General features: G+C 35.0%; 23 protein-coding genes. 9 read left to right on the top strand and 14 right to left on the bottom strand.

All coding sequences use genetic code 11. The features are described from left to right. Window positions 1-149 precede the first annotated feature (149 nt). Window positions 150-1,154 carry a sugar kinase gene (locus Q0871_RS02380; protein ID WP_299317453.1) on the top strand — a complete coding sequence of 335 codons (1,005 nt, stop codon included), beginning with the start codon at window positions 150-152 and terminating at the stop codon, window positions 1,152-1,154. Between the two features lie 11 nt (window positions 1,155-1,165). Here the strand turns inward: Q0871_RS02380 and Q0871_RS02375 are convergent, their stop codons facing one another. The 4 genes from Q0871_RS02375 to Q0871_RS02360 form a co-directional block, all read right to left on the bottom strand. Next, window positions 1,166-1,564, bottom strand: coding sequence for a hypothetical protein (locus tag Q0871_RS02375; RefSeq protein WP_299317450.1), 399 nt, complete (start codon window positions 1,562-1,564; stop codon window positions 1,166-1,168). Between the two features lie 24 nt (window positions 1,565-1,588). Then, entirely contained in the window at window positions 1,589-1,843 is a 255-nt protein-coding gene (locus tag Q0871_RS02370; protein WP_299317448.1) for a hypothetical protein, read from the bottom strand. Between the two features lie 242 nt (window positions 1,844-2,085). Beyond that, window positions 2,086-2,862, bottom strand: a complete 777-nt coding sequence (locus Q0871_RS02365; RefSeq protein ID WP_299317446.1) for a TIGR03915 family putative DNA repair protein — start codon at window positions 2,860-2,862, stop codon at window positions 2,086-2,088. 210 nt (window positions 2,863-3,072) lie between these two features. Next, a complete protein-coding gene (locus Q0871_RS02360) occupies window positions 3,073-4,332 on the bottom strand; it encodes a putative DNA modification/repair radical SAM protein (protein WP_299317443.1) in 1,260 nt (419 codons plus the stop codon). A gap of 138 nt (window positions 4,333-4,470) precedes the next feature. Between Q0871_RS02360 and Q0871_RS02355 the strand changes: the two genes are divergently transcribed. Continuing rightward, a complete protein-coding gene (locus Q0871_RS02355; RefSeq protein ID WP_299317442.1) occupies window positions 4,471-5,238 on the top strand; it encodes a LexA family transcriptional regulator in 768 nt (255 codons plus the stop codon). Between the two features lie 10 nt (window positions 5,239-5,248). Here the strand turns inward: Q0871_RS02355 and Q0871_RS02350 are convergent, their stop codons facing one another. Continuing rightward, window positions 5,249-5,674, bottom strand: coding sequence for a GNAT family N-acetyltransferase (locus Q0871_RS02350; RefSeq protein ID WP_299317440.1), 426 nt, complete (start codon window positions 5,672-5,674; stop codon window positions 5,249-5,251). Between the two features lie 110 nt (window positions 5,675-5,784). On the opposite strand from Q0871_RS02350, the gene Q0871_RS02345 reads away from it, so the two are divergent. Then, window positions 5,785-6,855 carry a transporter substrate-binding domain-containing protein gene (locus tag Q0871_RS02345; RefSeq protein WP_299317438.1) on the top strand — a complete coding sequence of 357 codons (1,071 nt, stop codon included), beginning with the start codon at window positions 5,785-5,787 and terminating at the stop codon, window positions 6,853-6,855. Here the strand turns inward: Q0871_RS02345 and Q0871_RS02340 are convergent. From Q0871_RS02340 to Q0871_RS02325, 4 genes are all read right to left on the bottom strand, one after another. After that, window positions 6,852-7,448 carry a hypothetical protein gene (locus Q0871_RS02340; RefSeq protein WP_299317436.1) on the bottom strand — a complete coding sequence of 199 codons (597 nt, stop codon included), beginning with the start codon at window positions 7,446-7,448 and terminating at the stop codon, window positions 6,852-6,854. The genes Q0871_RS02345 and Q0871_RS02340 overlap by 4 nt on opposite strands. A gap of 49 nt (window positions 7,449-7,497) precedes the next feature. Further along, a complete protein-coding gene (locus Q0871_RS02335) occupies window positions 7,498-8,199 on the bottom strand; it encodes a hypothetical protein (RefSeq protein ID WP_299317433.1) in 702 nt (233 codons plus the stop codon). Between the two features lie 73 nt (window positions 8,200-8,272). Beyond that, entirely contained in the window at window positions 8,273-9,964 is a 1,692-nt protein-coding gene (gene ggt, locus Q0871_RS02330) for a gamma-glutamyltransferase (RefSeq protein ID WP_299317431.1), read from the bottom strand. Window positions 9,965-10,029: 65 nt separating this feature from the next. After that, entirely contained in the window at window positions 10,030-10,623 is a 594-nt protein-coding gene (locus Q0871_RS02325; RefSeq protein ID WP_299317430.1) for an acyl carrier protein phosphodiesterase, read from the bottom strand. A 95-nt stretch (window positions 10,624-10,718) separates the two neighbouring features. Here Q0871_RS02325 and glmM point away from each other — a divergent pair, with 95 nt between their 5' ends. Continuing rightward, the gene (glmM, locus tag Q0871_RS02320) at window positions 10,719-12,107 is read left to right on the top strand and encodes a phosphoglucosamine mutase (protein WP_299317418.1); all 1,389 of its coding nucleotides are present in this window, start codon (window positions 10,719-10,721) and stop codon (window positions 12,105-12,107) included. A 72-nt stretch (window positions 12,108-12,179) separates the two neighbouring features. Here glmM and Q0871_RS02315 read toward each other — a convergent pair whose 3' ends face one another. After that, window positions 12,180-13,076, bottom strand: coding sequence for a lysophospholipid acyltransferase family protein (locus Q0871_RS02315; protein WP_299317416.1), 897 nt, complete (start codon window positions 13,074-13,076; stop codon window positions 12,180-12,182). 58 nt (window positions 13,077-13,134) lie between these two features. On the opposite strand from Q0871_RS02315, the gene Q0871_RS02310 reads away from it, so the two are divergent. Both Q0871_RS02310 and Q0871_RS02305 read left to right on the top strand, forming a co-directional pair. Continuing rightward, window positions 13,135-13,785: a rhomboid family intramembrane serine protease gene (locus Q0871_RS02310; RefSeq protein WP_299317414.1), complete on the top strand. Its 651-nt coding sequence runs from the start codon at window positions 13,135-13,137 to the stop codon at window positions 13,783-13,785. A 128-nt stretch (window positions 13,786-13,913) separates the two neighbouring features. Further along, window positions 13,914-15,572, top strand: coding sequence for a hypothetical protein (locus Q0871_RS02305; protein WP_299317412.1), 1,659 nt, complete (start codon window positions 13,914-13,916; stop codon window positions 15,570-15,572). Between the two features lie 76 nt (window positions 15,573-15,648). Here Q0871_RS02305 and Q0871_RS02300 read toward each other — a convergent pair whose 3' ends face one another. Continuing rightward, window positions 15,649-16,767: a TlpA disulfide reductase family protein gene (locus Q0871_RS02300; protein WP_299317410.1), complete on the bottom strand. Its 1,119-nt coding sequence runs from the start codon at window positions 16,765-16,767 to the stop codon at window positions 15,649-15,651. A gap of 103 nt (window positions 16,768-16,870) precedes the next feature. After that, entirely contained in the window at window positions 16,871-17,350 is a 480-nt protein-coding gene (locus tag Q0871_RS02295) for a hypothetical protein (protein WP_299317407.1), read from the bottom strand. 90 nt (window positions 17,351-17,440) lie between these two features. Between Q0871_RS02295 and Q0871_RS02290 the strand changes: the two genes are divergently transcribed. Next, window positions 17,441-20,359 (top strand): FAD-binding and (Fe-S)-binding domain-containing protein, encoded by a 2,919-nt coding sequence (locus Q0871_RS02290; protein WP_299317405.1) that lies wholly within the window; start codon window positions 17,441-17,443, stop codon window positions 20,357-20,359. Here the strand turns inward: Q0871_RS02290 and Q0871_RS02285 are convergent, their stop codons facing one another. After that, a complete protein-coding gene (locus Q0871_RS02285) occupies window positions 20,360-21,229 on the bottom strand; it encodes a UDP-2,3-diacylglucosamine diphosphatase (RefSeq protein WP_299317402.1) in 870 nt (289 codons plus the stop codon). A 228-nt stretch (window positions 21,230-21,457) separates the two neighbouring features. Between Q0871_RS02285 and aroC the strand changes: the two genes are divergently transcribed. Both aroC and Q0871_RS02275 read left to right on the top strand, forming a co-directional pair. Continuing rightward, entirely contained in the window at window positions 21,458-22,522 is a 1,065-nt protein-coding gene (gene aroC, locus Q0871_RS02280; RefSeq protein WP_299317399.1) for a chorismate synthase, read from the top strand. 61 nt (window positions 22,523-22,583) lie between these two features. Beyond that, window positions 22,584-23,885: a dicarboxylate/amino acid:cation symporter gene (locus Q0871_RS02275; RefSeq protein WP_299317396.1), complete on the top strand. Its 1,302-nt coding sequence runs from the start codon at window positions 22,584-22,586 to the stop codon at window positions 23,883-23,885. A 2-nt stretch (window positions 23,886-23,887) separates the two neighbouring features. On the opposite strand, the gene Q0871_RS02270 is transcribed toward Q0871_RS02275, so the two are convergent. Next, a complete protein-coding gene (locus tag Q0871_RS02270; protein ID WP_299317395.1) occupies window positions 23,888-25,000 on the bottom strand; it encodes a DUF748 domain-containing protein in 1,113 nt (370 codons plus the stop codon). Between the last annotated feature and the right edge of the window lie 81 nt (window positions 25,001-25,081).

Raw genomic sequence — 25,081 nt, 5'->3', positions numbered from 1 at the left:
TTGTAAGTGAGGTGATTTAATGTTTTCATAAATTTTGGGATATAATTATTTCTGCATGATAATAATTCAATTTATTCTTCTTTTGATATATTTTTTAACAACTATTGTTTTTAATTAATCATTAACTATTTTAGGATAAAAATTACAATATGGGTAAGATTATAACCTTCGGTGAAGTTTTAATGCGCATTTCTCCACGTGGAAACAAGAAGTTTGTACAATCTAATATTGTTGAATTTTATTTTGGAGGTACAGAATTAAATGTGGGCATTTCTATCTCTAATTTTGGAGGTAATGTTAAACACATAAGTGCAATTTCTGATGATTTTATAGGAGATACCGCAATGACTTATATTCAAAAGTTTGGTGTAGACACATCTTCTATCGTAAAATCTAAAAGACCTTTGGGAGTTTACTTTCTTGAAGTAGGCGCAGTTATTAGACCAAGTATGATCTCCTATAACCGATCTCATTCGGCATTCTCTGAAATTGAACCTTCAAAGGTAAATTGGGAAAATGCATTAGAAGATGGAGAGTGGGTGCATTGGACAGGGATAACACCAGCATTGTCTCAAGGAGCGTATGATGTTCTTAAAGAAGGATTAAAATTAGCAAGGCAAAAAGGACTCGCCGTTTCAGCAGATCCTACTTACCGAAGCGGATTGTGGAAATATGGTCAAGACCCAAAAGAAGCACTAATTGAACTCTTACATTATTCAACAATTTTTATTGGCGGGGTTAATGAGATCAATGAGGTATTAGGTACTGATTTTGGCTATAGTAATGAAGATTTTATTGAAGCTAGTAAGCAGTTAATAGCAGAGTTTCCGTCTATAGAAAAAGTCTTTGATAAAATAAGAACTTCTCTAAACTCTTCATGGCATAAAATTAGAGCAAGAATGTGGAACGGTGTAGAGTTTAGAGAAACAGAAGATATTGATATTACCCATGTTGTTGACCGTATAGGTACGGGTGATGCGTTTGCTGCCGGATTAATTTATGGTTTACAGCAATACGATGATTACAAAGCAATGGAATTTGCAAGTGCGGCATGTGCCCTAAAACATACTTATGAGGGTGATGTGAATTTTGCTACGGTCACAGAAGTCAATAATATTATTGCAGGGAATATAACAGGGAGATTAGTACGTTAGTACCATATTTACTATGATTTACGCCTTCGTAGTCTAAGAACTGCTTTTAGCTTATGTATGCTTTTTGAGAAAGCGAATGAAAAAGCAAAAGTGGTTAACAATGCAATAAATGCAAGAGCACCAAGTGCACCTCCAAAACCTTGAAATAAATTATTCTTATTAATATAGATAATACTAAATAGAAAACCTGCAATTGTCAAATGGATATAGTTTCTTTTGGTCGTTGTTGAAATCATACCTATAAAAGAAGTTCCTATAAATACTACAGGAATATTTTTTGTTAGATAAGTATTTAATATAACTGGAAAAAAATAAAAGAACAAACCTATAAAAAGAGAAAGTAATGCAGATGCTCTTACTGGTCCTTGATTGTGATAGTGGCTAACATAGAAAGTCATTGTTGCGCCCAAAATACCAGTAATTATTTATCGCATTTAGAGGTGTCCTAATAAGGGGAAGCCTACATTTTTAGGGAAGCCTACAGTATGGTTATATTTAAATTTCATCAACAAAGAAAAGCGTTCTACATTTTTTAGCATACACGAAGCAAAAGAGCCTAAAAATAACTCAGCAGGATTTGGTAGTGACTCTGAAGTTTTACTTGTAGTGCCAAAGACAATATTAGATTCCTTTATATGTATTTCGCCATCATTATTGAAATCTGAGATAGCATTTATCTTATAATTCATAATTGAATTTATTTTAAAATAAAAAATAAAGAAATTCAGTAGTACCCATTAAAAAAGGAAATGAACTAGTAAATACAAAATGATACATCGAGCTTATAGCTTTGCAACTGAAGCAAATCTTTTCATTACATTATTATTCACCTAAAAATAGATATGGTCTAAATCTCATTTAAAAATAATGTTAAATGTACAATGCGAGGTTTTTTAAATTTATGATTTAAGTCAGCTACAGTAAAACTAAATTAAACAGCTTCCTTTTTCTCCGACAGATATTTCCAATAACGCTTTGGTACATGTTGAACATGTAGTTTGTTATTAATACGAGATTTTATAGTTGTGCTTTTAAAGTAGTTGTTCCAAAGATCTTGATATTCATATTCCGCTTCAGTAAATGCAGAACTCTTTTCAATACTATTTGAGTGAATATCTGTTAAGTCAAGTGATATAATTTCAACAGTATTCAAATCATAGAACAATCCGTATTTACGTTTAACATCATAAATTATCCATTGTTGGTCGGCGTAACGATTTCTAAAATGCTTAGAGATTAAAGGAAGTACATCAAAATCTGGTTCTATGTTCGCAAAATAAACATCGTCTTTTGTTAATTGAAACCGTGCAAAAGCTTCCATGCGATGCTTTTCTCTTCCGACCTTATGTGCAAGTTGATTTATCTTTAAAACTCCATCATCACTAAAATCAGTTGCTCCCTTGTGTTTACTTCCCATTAACTTTTGAATATAACGGTAGATTAAAGCTTCCATATTATTCTGTTCGCTCAAGAAGGCAAAATAAATATTTTTAATAGCAGTATTACTTTTGTTCCGTACTCCGTTCCAAACCCGTTGTGCTTTTTCAATATTTGTAAAAATAGTTTCTGTTTCAGCAAAAAGACCGCTCTGTAATTGCCCTTGTTTTTGAATATCGGCATGTGTAAGCTTATGTTCAAAGCCTATAAATACAGCAGTTAAAAAACCATTAAAACTACCATCGTAAACTAAAGTTTTTGAAGCATTCATAATAACCAGTTTTAGAAGTTGAAGAAAAAGATTCGTGATACAATTTTTAGTCTTTTTTTAATCTTAGTTTTTAATAATACCATTTGGTATCCTATTGCTAATATTTGACTCTGACTACGGTCAATAACAGTATTTGAAATTGAAATATTTGTCGAGTTCAATGTGTTATTAATATTTTCCATAGTCATTTAGTTTAATTAAATTATTAGTTTAGTTAAATAAGGATAATTGATTGTTGTACTGATTTTTGAATTTGCTATTTTGAGATTGAAGAATCATTCCTTTTATGGTAGCTGCGTCTAAATCTCTTCGTTCCCAATCAGAAGAGTTACAGATGATAAAATACTTTGCTCGATTGAGTGCAATTCCCATTTTTTTTAGATGCTCCCAGCTTAATCGGCGGTATTTTCTTCCGCTTATAATTTTATGAACAGAGCCCATTCCTATCCCCGGAATTCTTGCTAACATTCGTGGTTCTGCCTTATTAATATCTACAGGAAAATGATTTAGATTTCTAAGTGCCCACATCAATTTGGGATCGATATCCATATCTAAATTTGGATTATCTGTATCTAAAATTTCATTGACACTAAAGCCGTAAAATCGAAGTAACCAATCTGTTTGATATAATCGGTTTTCACGAAGCATGGGTACTTCAGAACCCAAAGAAGGTAATCTGCTGTCTGTAGAGATAGGAACATAACCAGAATAGTAAACCCGCTTCATCTGATAGTTTTTATAAAAGTGAGTGGCAGAATACATAATATCTTTATCACTTTCACCTGTAGCACCTACAATCATTTGCGTGCTTTGCCCTGCAGGAGCATATTTTGCAGTGCTTTTAATGATTTTACTTTCTTCCTTATAACGTATAATTTCATTCTTCACCTTCAGCATTGGTTTAATGAAATCTTCATGTTTTTTATCTGGAGCTAAAAGTTTAAGGCCGGAGATAGTGGGGATTTCAATGTTAACCGATAAACGATCAGCATATAAACCGGCCTCATACATTAATTCATCACTTGCACCAGGTATTGATTTGAGGTGAATATACCCGTTGAAGTTTTCTTCTTCGCGTAATTTTTTCGCTACGGCAATAAGTCTTTCCATAGTATGGTCTGCGCTTTTAAAGATGCCAGAACTTAAGAATAGCCCTTCTATATAATTTCTTCTATAAAAATTAATGGTAAGATCTACTACTTCCTGAATTTTAAATGCAGCTCGTTGAATATCATTGCTTTTACGGGTAACACAATAGGCGCAATCAAAAATGCAATGATTAGTCAGCAAAATCTTTAAAAGCGAAACACAACGACCATCTTCTGTATAGGTATGGCAGATGCCATTACCAGTATCACCTAAGCCATTATCCTTGTTTTTGCGGTTGCTGCCACTACTTGAGCAGGATACATCATATTTAGCGGCATCGGCGAGAATATTTAATTTTTCTTTTATTCTATTAAAATCCATAGTAACTGGTAATTAATCCAAAATTATGGAAATATTCCTAATTATGGAAATAATCCAATTAATATTTTGGATATAATCCATAATCACTATATTTGAAATATAAAGAGGTATAAAATCTTTATTGAGGCGGAAAAGAATATGGAAAACGAACTGACATTAAAGCGATTTACTGATTTAAGAAGAGAGCTAGGCTATACTCAAGCAGATTTTGCTGCACTAATTGGTGTTTCTAATACAACAGCAGATATAGAGCGAGGTAGAACTAAACTTTCTGGTAAAGTTGTTTTAGAGTTGTTGAAGCAATTTAAAATTAATCCGCTTTGGTTGTTTGGTGAAAGTGAAGAACAGTATTTAGAGACTTCAAGAACTAGTGTTATACCTAAAGTGGTAACGGTTGATTCTGCAAATCGCGAAAATATGGTTTTGGTGAATGCAAAAGCAGCAGCCGGTTATCCTCAGAATATATCAGATACTAGTTGGTATCAACAATTACCTGCATTCGATTTACCTATTCCTGAATTTAGAAATGCAACCTATAGAGGGTTTCAAGTAGAAGGTGATAGTATGTTACCTAATTTGCATCCGGGAGAATGGGTTTTGGCTAGGGCAATTGAACATATAGATTACGTGAGTGCAAATAAAATGTATGTTGTTGTACTTCAAGATTCCATTATGGTTAAGAAAGTAGAAAAACGACCAAACTCAAATAATATTACCCTAATCTCTTTAAATGAAACCTACCCGCCTTATGATATTAAACCATTTCAGATTCAAGAAATATGGGAGGTGAGTAGTAAAATCACTTTTAATGTAGATGCTACTACAGATAATAGTCTTTTACGTCAGTTGCAAGAATCAATGAAGGAGTTAAAAGATCAATTACAACACGTTAAGAAGGTTAATTAAAAGTAAAGCTTTAATATTTTTTAATATACATTCCGCTCTCTTTTAATTTAAAACCTAAGCTTTTATAGAGAGAAATTGCCGCAGTTCTGTGGTGACCACTGAATAAAAGAACGTCGTCAAGTTTTGATATTTCTGCCTGTTCTAAAAGTTTTTCCATTAGCTTTCTCCCAATACCTTGACCTCGGTATTTAGAAGAAACGACTACATCTTCAATCATTCCTTTGTGTCCAGATACCACTTTGTATTTTGCCATCATAGCAATACCAACTAATTTATCATCGTCCAAACAAATTACAACATTTGTAGTATTGTAATCAGAAAGAGCTGTTGCCAAATCTAATTGCGTTAACTCAGCATTCAATTGTTTATAGAGTTCAGTAAGTTGAGATTGTAGGTCTGCCGTAACTTCTTTAAAAGTGATTAGTTTAATATCCATAAGCTAAGTTGTTTTAAGAATTTAAAATTACTTCATTTTCTACAGTTAGTTTAATCTCTCGATACTTTCTAAAATGATTATATTTAAAAGAATGTAAAGCCGAACATTTTATGAGGATTCTTCTATTAGTCATCATGTTATTTATTTCAATCTCTGCAAGTAGTCAAGTTGATGATGAAAAATTACGTATTGGTTACACTGCTGCAGCACCTTTTATAGTTGAAAACGGAGAGGATGTGGCGGGACTTAATGTCTGGTTGTGGAAAAGGGTGGCTAGTGATTTGAATATTGAATATGAAATGATACCTATGGAATTTTCGTCAATGTTAGATTCTCTTCGCACTGGCGGAATTGATTTAAGTATTAATCCGTTAACCATTACCAGTCAGCGTAGTAAAGAGATGGAGTTTACACATTCTTTTTATGCTTCTAATGCTACTATAGCTATTGCTGAAGTTTCTTCTTTTGATAGATTGAAATCATATTTAAGTGGTTTTTTAAATGTCGGCTTTCTAAGCGGCTTACTGATTTTGCTATTTATTATCTTTTTATTTGGGGTGCTAGGGTGGCTGTTTGAGCGTAAAAAGAATCCAGATGTATTTAGACCTGGAAGAAGCGGACTATGGGATGGCATGTGGTGGTCTGCTGTAACTTTGACTACTGTCGGTTATGGCGATAAGGCACCTGTTACCAAATTTGGTAAGATAACCGCCTTGGTTCTTATGTTTGGTGGTCTTCTATTTATTTCAGGATTAACAGCGAGTATAGCATCGAGTTTAACCGTAAATCAACTTACTACAAATCCTGATGGTTTTAATGAATTTAAGGGAAGGGCAGTGGGCACTATAACTAACTCTGGTACTGAAAACTTCTTGTCAGAACATTTTTTTAAAGATATTCATACGTATCCAAATGTACCAACTGGTTTAAAAAAATTGAACCAAGGTAATATAAATGCATTCATATATGATGAGCCTATTTTAAAATATGCCATTCAAAGAGATTCTACATTACATGAATTAGAGTTACTACCGATTAAATTCGATATACAGTTCTATGCCTTCGCACTCCCAAAAACACATGTAGAATTAGAGCAACGTATTACTCAGAGAATTCTTGAAATAATAGAAACCGAAGAATGGGATATTGTTTTAAATGAATATGGCTTGGCTGAATTTTAGCCTTTACGGCGTTCTAGTAATACCATCATCATTAAGCTTAATATGATAATATCATCATCATTACCGTTCAGTTTTTTTACTTCACTAACCTTAAAGCGACGACCAACTAATGATTTCTCTTTAGACAATCGAACTACGGTTTCATTGTTACCATTGATTACCAAATAAGCTGGGTTTAGAAATAGTCCTGTAAATAGGTTAATAATAGGTATTTGCCCTACTAAGCCATCCATCACCTTTACCCATGCATTCTCTTCTCTAATAGTATACTTCAATTGTTTGTTTTCGTCAAAAACTTCGTAATGTGCTTTCCATAAAGAAGCCCATCCCTTGCGGCCGATTTTTCCAAACTCCTTACCTGCCGTATCTGAGAAAGAATAGCATGCAGAAAAGTCGATCCACCTATCTGCTTTAATATTATATAGTAAATTAGATTTACTGTCATTTTGATAAACACCAACGTTTTCTTTAAACTTGAATAGCTTTTGTTTTACATAAGCTACCATTTTACCATTGGCATCTACAGCTGAAAAATCGTTTGACAGTGTGCCGATATGGAAAGTAAAATCTAATGGAAATTTATAATCTTGCATAAAATGGTTTTTAGGTAAAATGGTTAAACTTTAATGGAGTAATTATATGTTAATAGGTAGCTTTAACTTCTCCCATTGATATGGAAAATGGACCTAGTTTATGTTGGGTAGGAAGGAAAACGCCGCTATCTGTTTCAATCCATTCTTCCCATGTAGCTTCCACACCACCAATTGGAATAATTTTTGTCCAAAGTTTAAAACTCTTAGGTCTTCCGCTAGGTTCTATTATCCATAGATATGAATCGCCAGGTGTATCGCCACCTTGGGTGTAAGTTACAAGAAGCGCTTCAGAACCATCTTCCATATCTACTAAATAGCGCTCGGTGCCGCGGTCAAAAGCTTTAAAGGGTGCTACTAGCCAAAAAGAATCATTATTGAAATAGCTTTGGGCATCTTCAATAAGGTCTTGTGTTTTTTCATAAGACGCAAGCTCATTATTAATCGTAGCAGTACTTGAATGCGGAGTGATTAAGTCTAAGTTTACAACGATGTCATCATAACTTACTATTACAATTTGCTTTTCTCTATCCCATTTATAGGTGTGGTCACCTCGAAAAGACCATTCTAATACTTTAGTTCTATTGTAATTTTTGTAATTAAGTGCATCAAACATTCTGTACGCCAAAGCATCAGCTTCGGGTCCAGATTCACCAGTAGGTACAGGTTCATTATAGAGGTAATATAAGACACCATAGCCTATTATCGCCAGTAAAATAACTATACCAATAAACTTAATTAATTTCTTTAGCATAATGTATTCAAATAATTCATTAATAATTAATTGTAACTAAACTTTAATCGATTAAAATTAAATTTATTTAAGACTAAAATCCTATTGCGGCATCGTCTCCACGTTTATCGGCACCCCCTTCAAGTTTGCCATTTGCTAAAACGCGAATAGCATCAACTTTACCTATAATCGGGGTTCTTTCTTCATTAATGATATATCCTTTAGATTTCATTTCTTCTTTTAATTCTGTAGAAAATCCGTCTGGTTCAAAGATGACCATATCTGGTAACCATTGATGATGAAACCGAGGAGCGTTAACGGCATCTTGCATGCTCATTTTAAACTCATATCCATTTAAAATAGTTTGTGCTACAGCAGTAATAATTGTGGACCCACCCGGTGTGCCAACAACCATCCATAACTTGCCATCACGTTCAACGATGGTTGGGGTCATGCTACTTAGCATTCTTTTTTCAGCAGCAATACTGTTAGCTTCTGCGCCAACTAGACCGAACATATTCGGTACACCGGCTTTAGCGCTAAAATCATCCATTTCGTTGTTTAAGAAGAAGCCAAGCTCATCTGAATACAACTTAGAGCCATACGCGCCGTTTAATGTAGTTGTTACAGAAACAGCATTACCTTCTTGATCAACAATAGAGTAGTGGGTAGTTTCCATACTTTCTACAATCTCAATATTGCCATGTTCCACTTCAGAAGACTTAGTGGCCTTGTCAAAAGAAAAGCTTGCCATTCTTTCGGCAAGGTATTCATCACTTAATAATTTGTTATATGGTATTTCAACAAAATCAGGATCACCTAAAAAGTAGTTTCTGTCGGCATAGGCTCTTCTTGATGCTTCAGTAAACAATTGTACCATTTTAGGAGAATTGTGACCGAGTTTGGCAACATCATATTGCTCTATCATTTTAAATATCTGATTGATGGTTACGCCACCACTACTAGGCGGACTCATAGAAATTATATGCAAGTCTTTGTAGTTAAAAGTAATAGGGTCTCTCCATACTGCTTGGTATTTTTCTAAATCTTCTTCTGTTACGTACCCTCCTTTTTCTTGAATAAATGCAGCAAGTTTTTGTGCTACTTCACCTTTATAGAATCCGTCTCTACCATGCTTTGCAATACTTCTAAAAGTATTTGCCAAAGCAGGATATTTAATGGTATCGTTCAATTTATATTCGGTCGCAAACTTGGTACTGTCGCTGTTTACCTCAATAAATTTATCGCGTTGGCTTGTTAGTCTTTTTTCTTGATTGGCGGTTACCACTACGCCACGCTCTGCTAAAGCAATAACGGGAGCCATAATTTCTTCAAGTGGTAGAGAACCAAATTTTTTGTGCACCTCAATTATACCGGCAACGGTACCTGGAACACCAACTGCCGTAGCCCCTAATGTGCTTTTACCTGGTATTACATTACCCAATGAATCTAGGTACATATCTTTGTGCGCAGATAATGGTGCTTTTTCGCGGTAGTCTAAAGATCCTGCTTCGCCATTTGCTTTTCTGTATACCATAAAGCCGCCACCTCCTAAATTACCTGCAAAAGGATAAGCGACAACTAAAGCCATTTCGGTTGCAACCATAGCATCAAAAGCGTTACCACCTTGTTGCATAATATCACTGCCTATTTTAGAAGCTTCTTCACGAGCTGATACTACCATTGCTTCTTCGGTAACTGTGCCAGTTGGGACTGCAGGATTCTCTTTGCAACTGCCTAAAGTCATGAATGCAGCTAGCATTACTATTATTTTTATTTGGTTCATAGTTAGTTAAATTTATTATTTAAATAATTGAGTTTAATGTATTGGTTAATAGATTTTAATAATTATCATTTATTTGTCAGTGAAGTGAATTTTTGTTTTGAAAAAGTAATAAGTTCTTCGAAGAACTCGGTAAATTCAGCCTCAAAGTCATCATAGTGTTCTTCGAGGTCTAGAATGGCAAAATTCATTTTAGATTTATTGTTGGTTCTACGATTCATACCATTTAGTACACGAGCGATTCCGTCCATTTTAGAATAGTTGAATATCCAATTATCGGCAATCATATAAGGCATCATTTTTTTGACTCCGATAGGTAGAATCTCGTAATTATCTTCTAAAAGATCATAGAAGTTATCCACAAAAACATCTAACGGAACATCAGAATATCTAGACCAATTTTTAGCTAAGAAGTGATCGTAGTAGATATCGACGATAACTCGGCTATAGTGACTGTAGTTTGCATGAAGTCTTTTGCTGCTAATTTTTGGTATAGCATGGCTATCTGTATACGTGTCTATATGACGATGAAGTTTTATGCCTTTCTGAACCTTTATTGGAAGGTGGTCAAATTTATTGGCACGTATGCTATCGGCTATAAAATTGCCTATGGTAATTTCTTTGTCGTTAAAAGACAGGTAAATATGAGCTAAAAAATTCATTCGCCTAAATTATGCTAAGTAGTTCGAATTTACAAAGAAGGGCAATAGTGATAAGTATGATACGTTTATATTTGCAAAAAACTTATTAAGATTATATGACACTAATAAAATCTATTTCAGGAATACGAGGAACAATAGGAGGTAAGCCAGGAGACAATCTGACACCTATTGATGCTGTGAAATTTGCTGCTTCTTACGGAATCTGGTTGAAAGACTATTCTAAAAAGGATAAATTAAAAGTTGTTATTGGTCGCGATGCTCGTTTGTCTGGCGAGATGATGCAGAATCTTGTAGTTTCAACTTTGGTAGGTTTAGGTATCGATGTAGTTGATTTAGATTTATCTACAACACCAACTGTAGAGATTGCTGTACCAATGGAGAACGCCGATGGGGGAATTATATTAACAGCAAGTCATAATCCAAAACAGTGGAATGCCTTAAAGTTGTTAAACGAAAAAGGAGAATTCTTAGATGCTGCTCAAGGTGCTAAAATTCTTGAAATAGCAGAAAAAGAAGATTTTGATTTTTCTGATGTTGATGATTTAGGAGTAATAAATAAGAACGACAGTTATATAGATATACATATAGATGAAGTTTTAAACCTTTCTTTGGTAGATGCCGAGGTGGTTAAAAAAGCTAAATTCAAAGTAGTTGTTGATGGAGTGAATTCTACAGGAGGTATTGCAATACCAAAACTTTTAAAGGAATTTGGAGTGGAAGTGGTGGAATTGTATTGCAAGCCAACAGGTCATTTTCCACATAATCCAGAGCCATTAAAAGAGCACTTAAAAGATATTTGCGATTTAGTTATTAAAGAAAAAGCTGATTTCGGTATAGTAGTAGATCCAGATGTAGATCGTTTGGCATTCATTAGTAACGATGGCGAAATGTTCGGTGAAGAATATACATTGGTCGCTTGTGCTGATTATGTTTTAGGTAAAACAAAAGGTAATACGGTTTCTAACCTATCATCTTCTCGTGCATTACGTGATATTACCCAAAAACATGGTGGTACATATGAAGCTGCTGCAGTAGGTGAAGTAAACGTAGTTACGAAAATGAAGGCTAATAACGCTATAATTGGTGGTGAAGGTAACGGAGGTATTATTTATCCTGAAAGTCACTATGGTAGAGATTCATTAGTAGGTACGGCTTTATTTTTAATGCTGATGGCTGAAAAAGGAGGTACAGTAGCAGAATTAAGAGCTAGCTACCCAAGTTACTTTATGAGCAAAAAGAAAATTCAGTTAACACCTGGGTTAGATGTTGATGGTATATTAAAGTCCATGGCAGAAAAATATGCCGCAGAGGAAATTTCTACGATTGATGGTGTAAAGGTTGACTTTGCTGAAAACTGGGTGCATCTTAGAAAATCTAATACAGAGCCTATTATTAGAATTTATACGGAAGCTAAAAGTCAGACCGAAGCAGATGGTCTTGCAGATAGAATAATTGGAGAGATAAAGGCTATAGCTGGTTTATAATTTTAGAACCAGTTGATAAAACAAAAAACCGGAAGCAGTTTAACTGCTTCCGGTTTTTTATTTTCTATAGTCTTAACTGACATCGGCAAAAGCTGCAGGTTTTTTACCTCTATGTTTCCAACGTTTGTGGGTCCAAAGGTAGTATTCTGGTTTTTCTCGAATTTGCTCTTCGGTGAGTCTTAAGAATTTGTCCGTGATTTCATGTTCTTTGGTTTCTTTACTATTTATAGCAATAGGGGTAAACTCTGCTTTGTAGTGTCCACGTTTTACTTTACTTACTTTTAAGAATACCGTTGCTAATCCTGTTTTTCGTGCTAGGGCTTCGCCACCATTAAATATTGGAACAGTAATGCCCATGAAATCTGTCCAATAATGTGCTCTATGCGCTTGTGGAGACTGGTCGCTTACCATACCGTAGGTAGCACGGACATTATTTCTAAAATTATGAATGACTGTTTTTGCAGTCTGTGCTTGGGTTATTAAAGTAGTATTCCATCTAGCTCTAGTTTTTTTGATGAAATTATCAAAATAAGAGTTGTTTATTTTTTGGTAAACGGCATATCCTTTAGAGTTTACATAATTGTTAATGCTTACGTTCCATTCCCAATTGGCATAATGTGCGCACAAAATAATAATACTTCGTTCTTTTTCGATTTCCAGTAGAACTTCAGGGTTTACGAGATGGTATTTTTTAGCGACAGCCTCTTTACTAAGGTTCATGGTTTTGACCATTTCTAAAAACATATCACAAAGGTGTTTGTAGAATTTCTTTTCAATACGATGAATTTCATCAGCAGACTTATCTGGAAAGACCAAATTCAAGTTCTCTTGCACCACTTTTCTTCTATATCCGAATACGCGGTATATGAAAAAACAGGCAATATCGGATAAGCCATAAAATAAGCGATGTGGCAAAATAGAAACAACCCATAAAAATGGATAGATCAAAACAAAGGCCAGTAGTTGCATTTTCAAAAAAAATTATGGGCAAATATAGTTATATTTGACGCCAAATAAAGGCCAGATAATGTACAACATTGATATAGCGACCATAGCAATAATAGCGGCAAATGTATTAGTTTCAATGAAGGGATTCAGTGATACTACTTTTTTTGAACGCTATAAATTTAGTATTGGTGCAATTAAAGCAGGTCAGAAAGAACGTATGGCAACATCGGGGTTTCTGCATGTAGATATTTCACATTTATTGTTTAATATGCTTACCCTTTATTTCTTTGCAGGGGTAGTTATCAATTGGTTTGGTACAACACAGTTCTTAATCATTTATGCTGTAAGTCTTATTGGTGGGAGTTTGTTGGCTTTAAGTTTTCATAAAGATGAACCCTATTATTCTGCTGTTGGTGCAAGTGGTGCCGTAACTGGTATATTATATTCTGCAATTCTTTTGCAGCCAAATATGCAATTGGGTATTATGTTTATTCCAATTCCGGTTCCTGCATATGTTGTTGGTATAGGTTATTTGCTATATTCTATTTATGGTATGAAAAAGCGATTAGGCAATATTGGGCATACTGCTCATTTTGGAGGTGCTATAGGAGGGTATGCTTGTACCTTATTGTTCATGCCCAGCTTGTTACAAACAGAAACCCTAATGGTAGGTTTACTAGCATTGCCAATACTACTTTTATTGGTACTTGAGAAAATGGGTAAGATTTAGATTACTTTCCGATTATTTTATTAATAAAGTGTATGATTCACCTTAAATAAGTGTATTTCATCGTATTTCTCTGTGTATAGACAACAAGAGGGCAGTTTGGGACGTTAGTGCCAAAACCCCGAATTAAAATGAAATCAACCCTATCTGTAAGAAATGTATGGCTAATGGCTATTTCTGCTTCATTTTTAGTAGCAAGTTGTAGTGATGAAACCACAATTTTTGAAAATCCTGAAGACAATTTAGTTAGTGAAACCGACCAATCTAAGCTTGACAATAGCGTAAGTTTTGAGCGTGCTGGTGTTTTGGATATTTATGAAGATCCTATTGAGAGTGCAAAAAGATCGAGTTTAACTGGTAAAGATGAAGAAGCTGGTGATTATCCACTTTCGTTAGTTGCTCAAATTGCACCTCCAACATTTACAAATGGAGAAAATTTAGCCGCTACTCATGTTATCTTAGATGGTGATTATGGTTATGTGTCTTACAATACTGTAGGTCAAAATTATGTTGGTGCCATAGATGTCATCGATATTAGTGATCCTACAAACCCGACAATAACATCAAGAGTCTATTATACCAACGCAGATTTGAATTCTATTGCGTATGATAATGGTTATATATATGTTGCAGGTGGCGTAGATTCTGAGCAATCAGTTACTGCAACAGCAAATTCATTAATAGCTAAGATAGCTGTGAGTGGGGGTCGAATGAATACTGCTAATATTGCTTACGGTTTTCAAGAGGGCTTCAATGCTACAGATGTTAGAATTATAGATAACAACGTTGTAGTAACCAGTGGGCAAGACGGCTTAGTCGTTGTATATGATAAAAATGATTTAACAGTTTTAAATGAAGCTCCTTTTTCAGATTTACGTGCCGTAGCGTATAGTGGTAATGAAATCGCTGTTTTAGATGCAGCGCAAGGTGTTAGCTTCTTAGATCAGAATTTGAATACGATTCGTAGTATAGCTATAGAATCTGATTTTGGTATAGATGCCAAACGTACCTTAGATTATTTAAATGAAAACATAGTTGTTTCGGAAGGAACAAAAGGTGCCGGAGTATATAATGCAACGTCAGGAAGCTTTGTAGAATACTTGCCGATTTTAACTAGTCCGGAAAACGCTGAGCCAGGTGAAATTGTGACTAATGGTGTTGCAGTGAACGAAAATGTTCTTTTGATGGCTAACGGTGCTGGCGGATTAAGTCTTTCGGAAACTAGTGATAATAGTACTGTTGGTGTTGGTGTAATTGAGCTAACTGGTTCAATAAATTATGTAGCCACAAAAGGTGATTATATTTTTGCTGCATCAGGTAAATCAGGATTTCAGATTATTAAACTTAATAGACCTAGCGATAGCTTAACAGATCGTTGTTCAGAATTAGAAAGTTATTCTGGCAGTGCAAATTTAAATGTAAATAGCGGAGACGATTTTGCATATAGAGGCTCAAAAAGATTCAATAGTATGAACATTGGTGGCAATTTGTTGCTATGTGGCTCTTGGACCGTAAAAGAAGGCGTCAATATCAATTCAAATGGATTGTTTGAGATGAATGGAACGATAGTGGTTGGTAGAAATAATAGCCAAAGAAATATAACTGTAAACGCAGGAGCAACTTTAAGAGTAGAAGGTAATTTAACCATATATGGTAATTTAAGCCTTAATGAAGGTGCGACTATAGAATTTATAGGTGATGATTCTGTAGTTAATATCTTTGGTAGTGTTACTAGAGGAGCGAATACTACAGTTGAGGGTACTTTTAGAGATGTTAGAGATGTTTTCTAATTGATCAATCGATAAAGACATAAAAAAAAGCCAGAACATTAAATGTTCGGGCTTTTTTTTATGTCTTATTTAAAACCTAGTTCAGTAACTCTGCAACCTTAGCCTCAAGTGCAGGACCTCTTAAATTTTTTGCAACTATTATTCCGTTTTCATCTAATAAGAATGCTGCAGGTATTGCATCAACATTATATAGCTTAGCGATTTTATCATCGAAATATGCGATGTTTGAAATATGGTTCCAAACTAATCCGTCTTCCACGATTGCTTTTTTCCAGGCTTCATCAGTTCTATCTAAAGAAACACCTAGAACGTTTAATCCTTTGTCGTGATACTTATTATAAACAGCAACGATGTTAGGGTTTTCAGCTCTACAAGGTCTACACCATCCGGCCCAAAAATCGATTAAGGTTACTTTTCCCATAACATCTTTCAAGGCAAGTTCAGTTCCATCAGGACTTGGACCTGAGAATTCAGGAGCCTTTGCGCCAATACTAGAGTTTTTACCTGCTGCTTCAGAAGCCTTTAGTTTTTCAATGCCTTCTGAAATTTGCTTTCCTGGTTTAGAACTTTTAATTTCTTCTGAAAGAGTTTTGTAAATTTCTTCTGCTTCTTCTAATTCAACTGCTTTTGTGGCAACAGCTCTATCTAATACCAAAGCAGATATTAATGCTTTAGGATGACTTTTTACATAATCAAGCTCAAATGTTTTATACTCTTCTTGAAGTTCTTTCATTTCATCTTGTAAAGCCAATGCCGCTTCACCAGATGCAGCTTTCATATCTTGTTGAATAGATTGCGCTTGCATAGAAATTTCTCTCGATTGCTCCATATAGTCGGCGAAGGTGTCATTTTGAAAAGTTCCGCTTATATCGGCGAAGCCCATGCTGTCTCTTTGTGCACTAAATTGTATTTCTCCGTTTTCAAGAATTACAGCGGTATAACCAGGTAGTTGTTCAACAAAGATGTAGTGAAGTTCAGGAATATCAGATTTTCCGGTGAAAGTAAACTCACCATTTGTTGTGGTAGCGGTATCAACTTCCATCGGTTGATTGTTTTCTCCTATTTTCTTCAAGAAAACACGAGTGCCATCAGTCATTTCGCCTCTAAGCTTTCCGTTAAGGGTAAAGCTTTCTGGCTTTGAGTTACAGCTAAACAATAAGACTCCTGCAAGCAGTATTAAAATACTATGTTTCATAAATTTCACTTAGGTTAAGTTGCAAATGTACTTATATATAGGATATAAAAAAAGACCTCTAACGCAATGGTCAGAGGTCTTTATCATATTATTTCAATAAAGGTTAAAACTGGTAACGAATACCGAGTCCGATATCAAAATCAAAATTATCAGAGAATCCGTCATAACCGACAACTCCTAACTCTGGTCTAAAATCTAACGATAGTATTAGTGGAATGTCAAAATTATACTCTATACCAATGTCACCAGCTGCAAAAACGAATAGACCGCCATCATCACCGGGGAAATCAACATTTCCTAATCCGCCACCAACGCCGTAGTACCATTGAAAATCACCTTCAATTGGGCGTACCCATTGGTAAAGTCCGGCAATTTTAAATGCATTAAAATTTCTACTATCTCTCCATCCAAGATCAAATTCAACCCTTGTGTCTCTTGTAAGAGATTTTTGATAACTGACTTCAGCTCCAAATCCGTCACTGTCTCCTAATCGTAATCCTAATGCATGATTCGATATTTCTTGTGCAGAAAGCGAACAGGTTGCCATAAATATCAATACGGTAATACCTTTTAAAATCTTCATATAGTTATTCTTTTTTGTGATGAAAAATGAGCCGATTTGTAATGTGGCTCACACAATAAAACTTAATTTAGCAATCAAAATTGTGTTAAGTTGGATAATAATTCGCTGTCAAAGTTACGACAAGATATAGAGGGAGATGTACGATTTGATAATCTTACCAAGACTATTTACGCTACAGATGCATCTGTATATAGAAAAATACCTTTAGGGGCTGCTTTCCCAAAAAGTGTTGATGATATTAAAAAAATTATAAGGTTTGCCAATGATGAAAATATTGGTCTTATACCTAGAACTGCAGGTACATCGTTAGCAGGGCAATGTGTAGGAGACGGTTTAGTAGTTGATGTATCAAAACACTTTACAGAAATCATAAGCCTAGATCAAGAAAAGAAGCAGGTAACCGTTCAGCCAGGTGTTATTAGAGATGAGTTGAATCAATATTTAAAACCCTTCGGATTGTTTTTTGGTCCTAATACATCAACATCAAATAGATGTATGATTGGTGGCATGGTCGGTAACAATTCATCGGGTACCACATCAATACAATATGGGGTAACAAGAGATAAGGTTATCTCAATGAAAACCATTCTGTCAGACGGGAGTGAAGCTGAATTTGGAAGAATTACAGCGTCAGAGTTTAGGAAAAAGCAACAAGAGCATACACTTGAAGCATCACTTTATAATAGTATATTTAAAGAACTCGATAATAAAGATATAGCCTCTGAAATAATTGAATATTTTCCGAAGCCAGAAATACATAGAAGAAATACAGGTTATGCCGTAGACGAGTTATTGAAGTCAGATGTATTAGGTGGTGATTTACCTTACTTTAATATGGCAGAATTGCTGTGTGGTAGCGAAGGTACTTTAGCTTTTACAACAGAAATTACGGTTCAATTAAATGATTTGCCACCAGCATTATCGGCAATGGTCGTTACGCATTATACGTCTTTAGAAGATTGTTTAATGGATGTAGTTCCTGTTATGAAACACCCTTTGCAATTGTGCGAAATGATGGATAAAGTCATTTTAGATTGCACAAAGAATAACCGCGCGCAATTAGAGAATCGGTTTTTTGTAGAAGGTGATCCGGCAGCATTATTAATGCTACAAGTATCAGCACATACAGAAGCTGAATTGAAAGAGGCTGTTGAAGCGTTACAAAAGACAATAGCACAATCAGGACTCAGTTATGCCAACCCTGTACTATTTGGAGATCAAATACCAAGAGCGATAGAGTTGCGTAAGGCAGGCTTAGGTTTGCTGGGTAATATAGTAGGTGATATGAAAGCTGTAGCCTGCATAGAAGACACTGCAGTAGCTTTAACGGATCTTAAAGATTTTATAGCAGAATTTTCTGTGATTATGAAGGGTTATGATCAAAGTGCGGTGTATTATGCACATGCAGGTGCAGGCGAATTGCATTTGCGTCCTATTTTAAACCTAAAGAAATCAACCGATGTTGGGTTGTTTAGAGATATTACTACCGATGTTGCTAAACTAACTAAAAAGTATAAAGGTTCTTTTAGTGGAGAGCATGGCGATGGTATTGTACGTGCCGAGTTTATACCTATAATGATAGGCGATAAGAACTATGAACTTTTAAGAAGAATTAAATCTTATTTTGATCCTAAGGGCATATTCAACCCTGGTAAAATTGTAGATGCCTACCCAATGGATAAGTCATTTCGATATGAGGTAGACCGCAAAGAACCTGAGATTAAGACATTAATGGATTTTTCTGATAGTGAAGGTATACTTAAGGCGGCAGAAAAGTGTAATGGTAGTGGCGACTGTAGAAAGACCCATCATATGAATGGTGGTATGTGCCCTAGTTATCATGCAACCAAAAATGAAAAAGATACGACTAGAGGTAGAGCGAATACTTTAAGAGAGTTTTTGACGAATCCTGATAGTGTGGCAAAGAATAGTTTCGATAGTCCAGAGATTAAAGAGGCTTTTGACCTTTGTTTAAGTTGTAAAGCCTGTGCAAGTGAGTGTCCTAGTAATGTAGATGTAGCAACTTTGAAAGCAGAGTTTTTATATCAATATCAAGAAGCAAATGGCTATTCTTTACGAGGAAAATTATTTGCATATAACACCAAGCTAAACGGGTTGGGAAGTAAGGTTTCTGGTTTGACAAATGCAATTTATGACTCCAAATTTCTAGGCGGTTTGTTGAAAAAAACGAGCGGAGTAGCTAAAGAACGTACTTTACCTAAGGTATATAGCTTTAATTTCGATAAACATCTTCAAAAATATGGTAATCAAAACATTAAGTCTAATAGAAAAGTAGTTTTGTTTATTGATGAATTCACTAAATACTTAGATATTGAGGTTGGTAAAGATGCTATTGAGCTATTAACGAAACTTGGCTACGATGTTGAATTGTATTATGCTGAAAGTGGGAGAACATTTCTTTCTAAAGGATTTTTAAAACAAGCTCAAAAGCTAGCGATTAAGAATACGCAAGAATTAAAAAAGTTTGCAGAAGCTGGTTTGCCAGTTTTAGGTTTAGAGCCTTCGGCAATCTTATCTTTTAGAGATGAATACAAACGTATGACATCAGATAAAGACACGGCTCAGAAAATAGCTGATAATTCATTTTTGATAGAAGAGTTTCTAGCAAAAGAAATAGCAGAAGGTAATTTAAATTCTTCTGAATTTACAGAAGAAGCTAGAGATATAAAAATTCATAATCATTGTCATCAAAAAGCGTTGAGTAATCAGAAAGTAACTTTTGATGTATTGAATTTGCCAAGGAATTATAAGGTTACCATTATAGCATCTGGTTGTTGTGGTATGGCTGGTTCTTTTGGGTATGAAGAAGAGCATTATGAAACCAGTATGAAAATTGGCGGATTAAAATTATTCCCAGCGGTCAATAAATCAACTCCAGAAACAATTATCGCTGCCAACGGTACAAGTTGTAGGCATCAAATATTTGATGGTACGAAGAGAATAGCACAGCATCCGGTGAGTATATTGAAAGAAGCTTTATTAAAGTAGCTAACCTTTAAGTTCGTCTTTTTCTTTTTGGTCGTTTAGTTCTCTTGTCTTGCGTTGTGTAATTGTTTCGATAAGCTCGTTTATGTTCATAGACTTAAGTTCTTCATCCATATAGAAAGTAGCAAGCTTATCATTTTCGTAGCGGTAGAGTTTCCAACGTTTAAAAGAATATTCAAGGGCAGTCATGTGTTTTACCCAATCTCCAGAGTTTAAGTAAAGACATTCTCCCTTTCTAGTTTCAAAAAGTTGCTTGTTCGGTGCGTGACTATGTCCGCAAACTACATGGTCATAATCTTGTTTAATAGCCATTTTGGCTACGTTTTTCTCGAAAAGTGCAATTTGTTTAGGGTCACGTTCTCCATATTCCAATTCCTGATTTGAAAAAGGTTTGTTCTTTTTCCCGAAAACATGAAACGTTTTTGTTTTGAGCTTGGCAAGTTTTAAAAGCAGGTCAAAACCTGTGCCCCCAAAATTCAATAACCATTGCGAGTGCCGAAATGAAAAATCAAAAATATCTCCATGGAAAAAGAGTGTGTTTTTCCCGTTCAGTTTCAATGTTAATCTATTAGAAACTTGTATTGCTCCCATGTAAATCTCATCAATTTTACGAAAAGGTTCGTCACGGTTACCGGTGATATAATGTACATCGGTGCCTTTTGAAGCTAGCGAAAATATTTTCTTAACTACTTTTAGATGGGAGGGAGGAAAGTAATTGTTACGCATTTTCTTTGCGTCTAAAATATCGCCATTCAGAATTAAGATTTTTGGGTCAATACTAGATAGGTATGTTAGTAATTCTTCTGCATGGCATGCATAAGAACCTAAGTGAATATCAGAAAGCACAACAATTTCAAGACGTCGCTTTTTCAAGAGAATGATTTTTAAGGCAAAATTAAACCCAATGGTATAGGTAACAACTACTTGCTAGGTCAACAATTTTTAATCATAAGGTTAAATAATCATTATCACAAATCCATAAGGTTAAGCTAATATTATGCGCTTTTAAAATTTTTCTTTCCAGCATTTAACATTTACCTTTGAAGTCGGTTGATTTGTAAGTATTACAATCAGTATTACATTATTAAGAACGCATATATTATGGCTGGAAATACCTTCGGAAACATATTTAGGGTAAGCACTTTTGGAGAATCTCACGGAAAAGCAATTGGAGGGGTTATAGATGGCTGTCCATCAGAAATAGAATTAGATTTTGATGCCATACAGAATGATCTTAATCGTCGTAAACCAGGGCAATCCGCAATTGTTACTCAGAGAAAAGAGCCAGATGAAGTAGAGTTTTATTCAGGAATATTTGAAGGTAAAACTACGGGGACACCAATAGGTTTTGCGATTCATAATACAAATCAAAAATCTAAAGATTACGGACATATAAAAGATTCGTACAGACCATCGCATGCAGATTACGTGTATGATAAGAAATATGGTTTTAGAGATTACCGTGGTGGCGGTAGAAGTTCTGCGCGTGAAACGGCAAGTAGAGTAGTGGCAGGTGCTATTGCGAAGCAGTTTTTGAAAGGTGTTGAAATTCAAGCTTTTGTATCTCAAGTAGGAGATATGAATTTAGGTAAGCATTATACTGAATTAGATTTATTGTTAACGGAAACTAATGACGTGCGTTGTCCAGATCCAGAAATGGCAGCAAAGATGGAAGAATATATCAAGTCTATTAAAAAAGACGGCGATACCATTGGCGGTATTATTACATGTGTAGCCAAAAATGTACCGATTGGTTTAGGAGAACCAGTTTTCGATAAACTTCATGCCGAATTAGGTAAGGCAATGTTATCTATAAATGCTGTAAAAGGCTTTGAGTATGGTAGCGGTTTTGAAGGTGTTAAGATGAAAGGCAGTGAACACAACGACCAATTTAATAATGATGGTTCTACAAAAACCAACTATAGCGGTGGTATTCAGGGAGGAATAAGTAACGGAATGGATATCTATTTCAATGTAGCTTTTAAGCCTGTCGCAACCGTAATTCAAGGCTACGAAACAATTGATAAAGAGGGTAATACTATTAAAACTCAGGGTAAGGGTAGACATGACCCTTGTGTAGTACCTAGAGCAGTACCAATAGTTGAGGCTATGACCGCATTGGTTTTGGCAGATTACACTTTATTGAACAGGACCATTAAATTATAGGTTCCGTTTTTAGCACTTTTCCTTGCAAAATACTATCTTACTTCCCTAAACTAATTTATATATGAGGAAGCTTGAGTTGCATTGGCAAATTCTAATAGGAATGTTAGCAGGAGTTTTATTTGCTTTAGCCATGGTTCAATTAGATTGGGGACCAAAATTGATTTCAGATTGGATCAAACCTTTTGGTAATATTTTCATCAACTCATTAAAGCTAATTGCCGTTCCTCTTATTTTAGGTTCATTGATAAAAGGAGTATCTGATCTTAAGGATATCTCTAAGCTTTCTCAAATGGGTGGTCGTACTATTGGTATCTATATCGCTACCACAGTTATCGCTGTTACTATTGGTTTAGGTGTTGTAAACATTGTAAAACCAGGTTCTTCTATAAGTGAGGCAACACGTACCGAACTAGTTGAAAATTACAAAGGTGATGCAGATGCAATCAAAAGTAAAGCAGATAAACAAAAAGAAGCCGGACCATTACAGGCTTTAGAAGACTTGGTGCCAAGTAATATTTTTGCTGCAGCATCTGACAATGGTAACATGTTACAGGTTATATTTTTTGCCATTTTCTTTGGTATAGGTTTAATATTGATTCCAGAAGAACAGGCAACACCGGTTAAAAAGTTTTTTGATGGCTTCAATGAGGTAATTCTGAAAATGATAGACCTTATCATGTTAGCGGCACCATTTGGTGTTTTTGCATTATTGGCGGCTTTAGTGGTGGAATCACCTAGTCTAGATTTATTTAAAGCGTTGGCATGGTATGCTTTCTGTGTTGTTTTGGGGCTATCGTTAATGTTAGGTGTATATCTACTTTTGGTTTGGGTTTTTACAAAAACGTCACCAAGTACATTTATGAAAGGTATGTCACCGGCTCAACTCTTAGCATTTTCAACAAGTTCAAGCGCAGCTACCTTACCAGTAACCATGGAGAGGGTAGAGGAGCATTTGGGCGTAGATGAAGAAGTTACAAGTTTTGTATTACCAATTGGTGCAACTATAAATATGGATGGTACTAGCTTATATCAAGCCATTGCTGCAGTATTTATTGCGCAAGCATTTGGTATGGATTTAAGTTTGTCGGCGCAATTGGGAATTATCGTTACCGCTACCTTGGCTTCAATTGGCAGTGCTGCCGTACCAGGAGCTGGTATGGTAATGCTAGTTATAGTACTCGCTCAAGCAGGTATACCTGAAGCTGGTTTAGCATTAATATTTGCTGTAGATAGACCATTAGATATGTGCAGAACGGTTATAAACGTATCAGGAGATGCAACTGTCTCCATGATGGTAGCGAAATCTGTAGGTAAGCTAAATGAACCAAAAGTTAAGAATTGGGATGATAACTATAAAAAGTAAACCTATTTCTTTTTAGTTTTTTTGTTATTCAACTTATCGGCACCTTCAGTGGCATCTTGATAATTAAGATCATCATCTACAACATCCTTATAAGCCTGAATCCATGCATTTCTGAATATTCTAGTGACTGTTGGCCAAACCTTTGTTTTCACATTGTTTAAGTCTCCTTCTACTGGTATTTTAGTAGCAAGGGTATCTTTCTTATGATTTTTTAGAACAAACTTAAAAAAGCCTACAAATCCTTCCCAGAGGGTTTGTAGAAATCCGTCGTCTTTGCCTATAAGTTTTGCATTGTTTAAAATAGGTTTAAAAGAGCCTTTCATGTAACCATCTGCAATTGCTAATTCTCCGAATAAATCGAAAGAGCCTTCATCAAAATCAATACCTGCGTAATAGTTGGTAAAATCATTAAGAGCCTTTGCATTTGCGTTTTCAAGACTAAAAGAAGCATCCATATCGGGAATCTCCTTAACCAAGTTCATATCCCCGTCCAATATGACGTCTCCATTTCCAATTGATGTGGCTGTAGCATGTATATTAGAAGGTAACGTTCTTGTCTTCTCCACAACGTTTCTAAGATTAGATGCTGATAACTCTACGTTAGATAAGTGTAAATCAATATTTGGATCAGCTTGTAATTGTAAAAATGCAAATTTTCCATTCTTAATCGTAAATTGGTTAATGTCAATAGGGACTAAATTGGTTAGCGCTTTAGACCAGTCCTCAGTATCGGCAACTCCTGTGGTGTCCTGTTGATCTTCAACTACATATAATATGGTAGGATCTGTCATTTCAATTTCACTAACTATTTTTCCATGAAAAAGTGCATTCCATTCTACTGAAATGTCGGTTTTTTTGAAGTCTAAAAAAGGAAGTTCAGTATTACCATCGACTGTATTTAAGTACATGCCGTTTATAGTATAAGCTCCACGAATAATAGATAAATCAATATCTTCTACTTGACCGTAGTAACCGGGTATGTCGGCAAGGACTTTATTTATGTAATTTTTTACAAAATAGGGGAGGGATAAACGAATTATAATGAGAAGTATAATTAATACTACCGGTATCAAATATCTTTTTTTCTTATAACGTTTCCTATGTATTTCATTCATATAACTCAATCTTTATTTCAAACATTGATAAGATAAATGAATGAAATTAAAAGTGTTGGGTTACGGGGTAATAGGGTTAAA

Source organism: uncultured Maribacter sp. (assembly GCF_947500985.1).
Taxonomy (GTDB): Bacteria; Bacteroidota; Bacteroidia; order Flavobacteriales; family Flavobacteriaceae; genus Maribacter.
Note: the sequence above shows the minus strand (reverse complement) of the source record. Positions and strands in the feature narration are given on the sequence as shown.

Bases quoted from the DNA above. Each gene is read 5' to 3' on its own strand.
- Q0871_RS02380 (WP_299317453.1), top strand. From the start codon at position 150: ATGGGTAAGATTATAACCTTCGGTGAAGTTTTAATGCGCATTTCTCCA.
- Q0871_RS02370 (WP_299317448.1), bottom strand. From the start codon at position 1,843: ATGAATTATAAGATAAATGCTATCTCAGATTTCAATAATGATGGCGAA.
- Q0871_RS02365 (WP_299317446.1), bottom strand. From the start codon at position 2,862: ATGAATGCTTCAAAAACTTTAGTTTACGATGGTAGTTTTAATGGTTTT.
- Q0871_RS02360 (WP_299317443.1), bottom strand. From the start codon at position 4,332: ATGGATTTTAATAGAATAAAAGAAAAATTAAATATTCTCGCCGATGCC.
- Q0871_RS02355 (WP_299317442.1), top strand. From the start codon at position 4,471: ATGGAAAACGAACTGACATTAAAGCGATTTACTGATTTAAGAAGAGAG.
- Q0871_RS02350 (WP_299317440.1), bottom strand. From the start codon at position 5,674: ATGGATATTAAACTAATCACTTTTAAAGAAGTTACGGCAGACCTACAA.
- Q0871_RS02345 (WP_299317438.1), top strand. From the start codon at position 5,785: ATGAGGATTCTTCTATTAGTCATCATGTTATTTATTTCAATCTCTGCA.
- Q0871_RS02340 (WP_299317436.1), bottom strand. From the start codon at position 7,448: ATGCAAGATTATAAATTTCCATTAGATTTTACTTTCCATATCGGCACA.
- Q0871_RS02335 (WP_299317433.1), bottom strand. From the start codon at position 8,199: ATGCTAAAGAAATTAATTAAGTTTATTGGTATAGTTATTTTACTGGCG.
- ggt (WP_299317431.1), bottom strand. From the start codon at position 9,964: ATGAACCAAATAAAAATAATAGTAATGCTAGCTGCATTCATGACTTTA.
- Q0871_RS02325 (WP_299317430.1), bottom strand. From the start codon at position 10,623: ATGAATTTTTTAGCTCATATTTACCTGTCTTTTAACGACAAAGAAATT.
- glmM (WP_299317418.1), top strand. From the start codon at position 10,719: ATGACACTAATAAAATCTATTTCAGGAATACGAGGAACAATAGGAGGT.
- Q0871_RS02315 (WP_299317416.1), bottom strand. From the start codon at position 13,076: ATGCAACTACTGGCCTTTGTTTTGATCTATCCATTTTTATGGGTTGTT.
- Q0871_RS02310 (WP_299317414.1), top strand. From the start codon at position 13,135: ATGTACAACATTGATATAGCGACCATAGCAATAATAGCGGCAAATGTA.
- Q0871_RS02305 (WP_299317412.1), top strand. From the start codon at position 13,914: ATGAAATCAACCCTATCTGTAAGAAATGTATGGCTAATGGCTATTTCT.
- Q0871_RS02300 (WP_299317410.1), bottom strand. From the start codon at position 16,767: ATGAAACATAGTATTTTAATACTGCTTGCAGGAGTCTTATTGTTTAGC.
- Q0871_RS02295 (WP_299317407.1), bottom strand. From the start codon at position 17,350: ATGAAGATTTTAAAAGGTATTACCGTATTGATATTTATGGCAACCTGT.
- aroC (WP_299317399.1), top strand. From the start codon at position 21,458: ATGGCTGGAAATACCTTCGGAAACATATTTAGGGTAAGCACTTTTGGA.
- Q0871_RS02275 (WP_299317396.1), top strand. From the start codon at position 22,584: ATGAGGAAGCTTGAGTTGCATTGGCAAATTCTAATAGGAATGTTAGCA.
- Q0871_RS02270 (WP_299317395.1), bottom strand. From the start codon at position 25,000: ATGAATGAAATACATAGGAAACGTTATAAGAAAAAAAGATATTTGATA.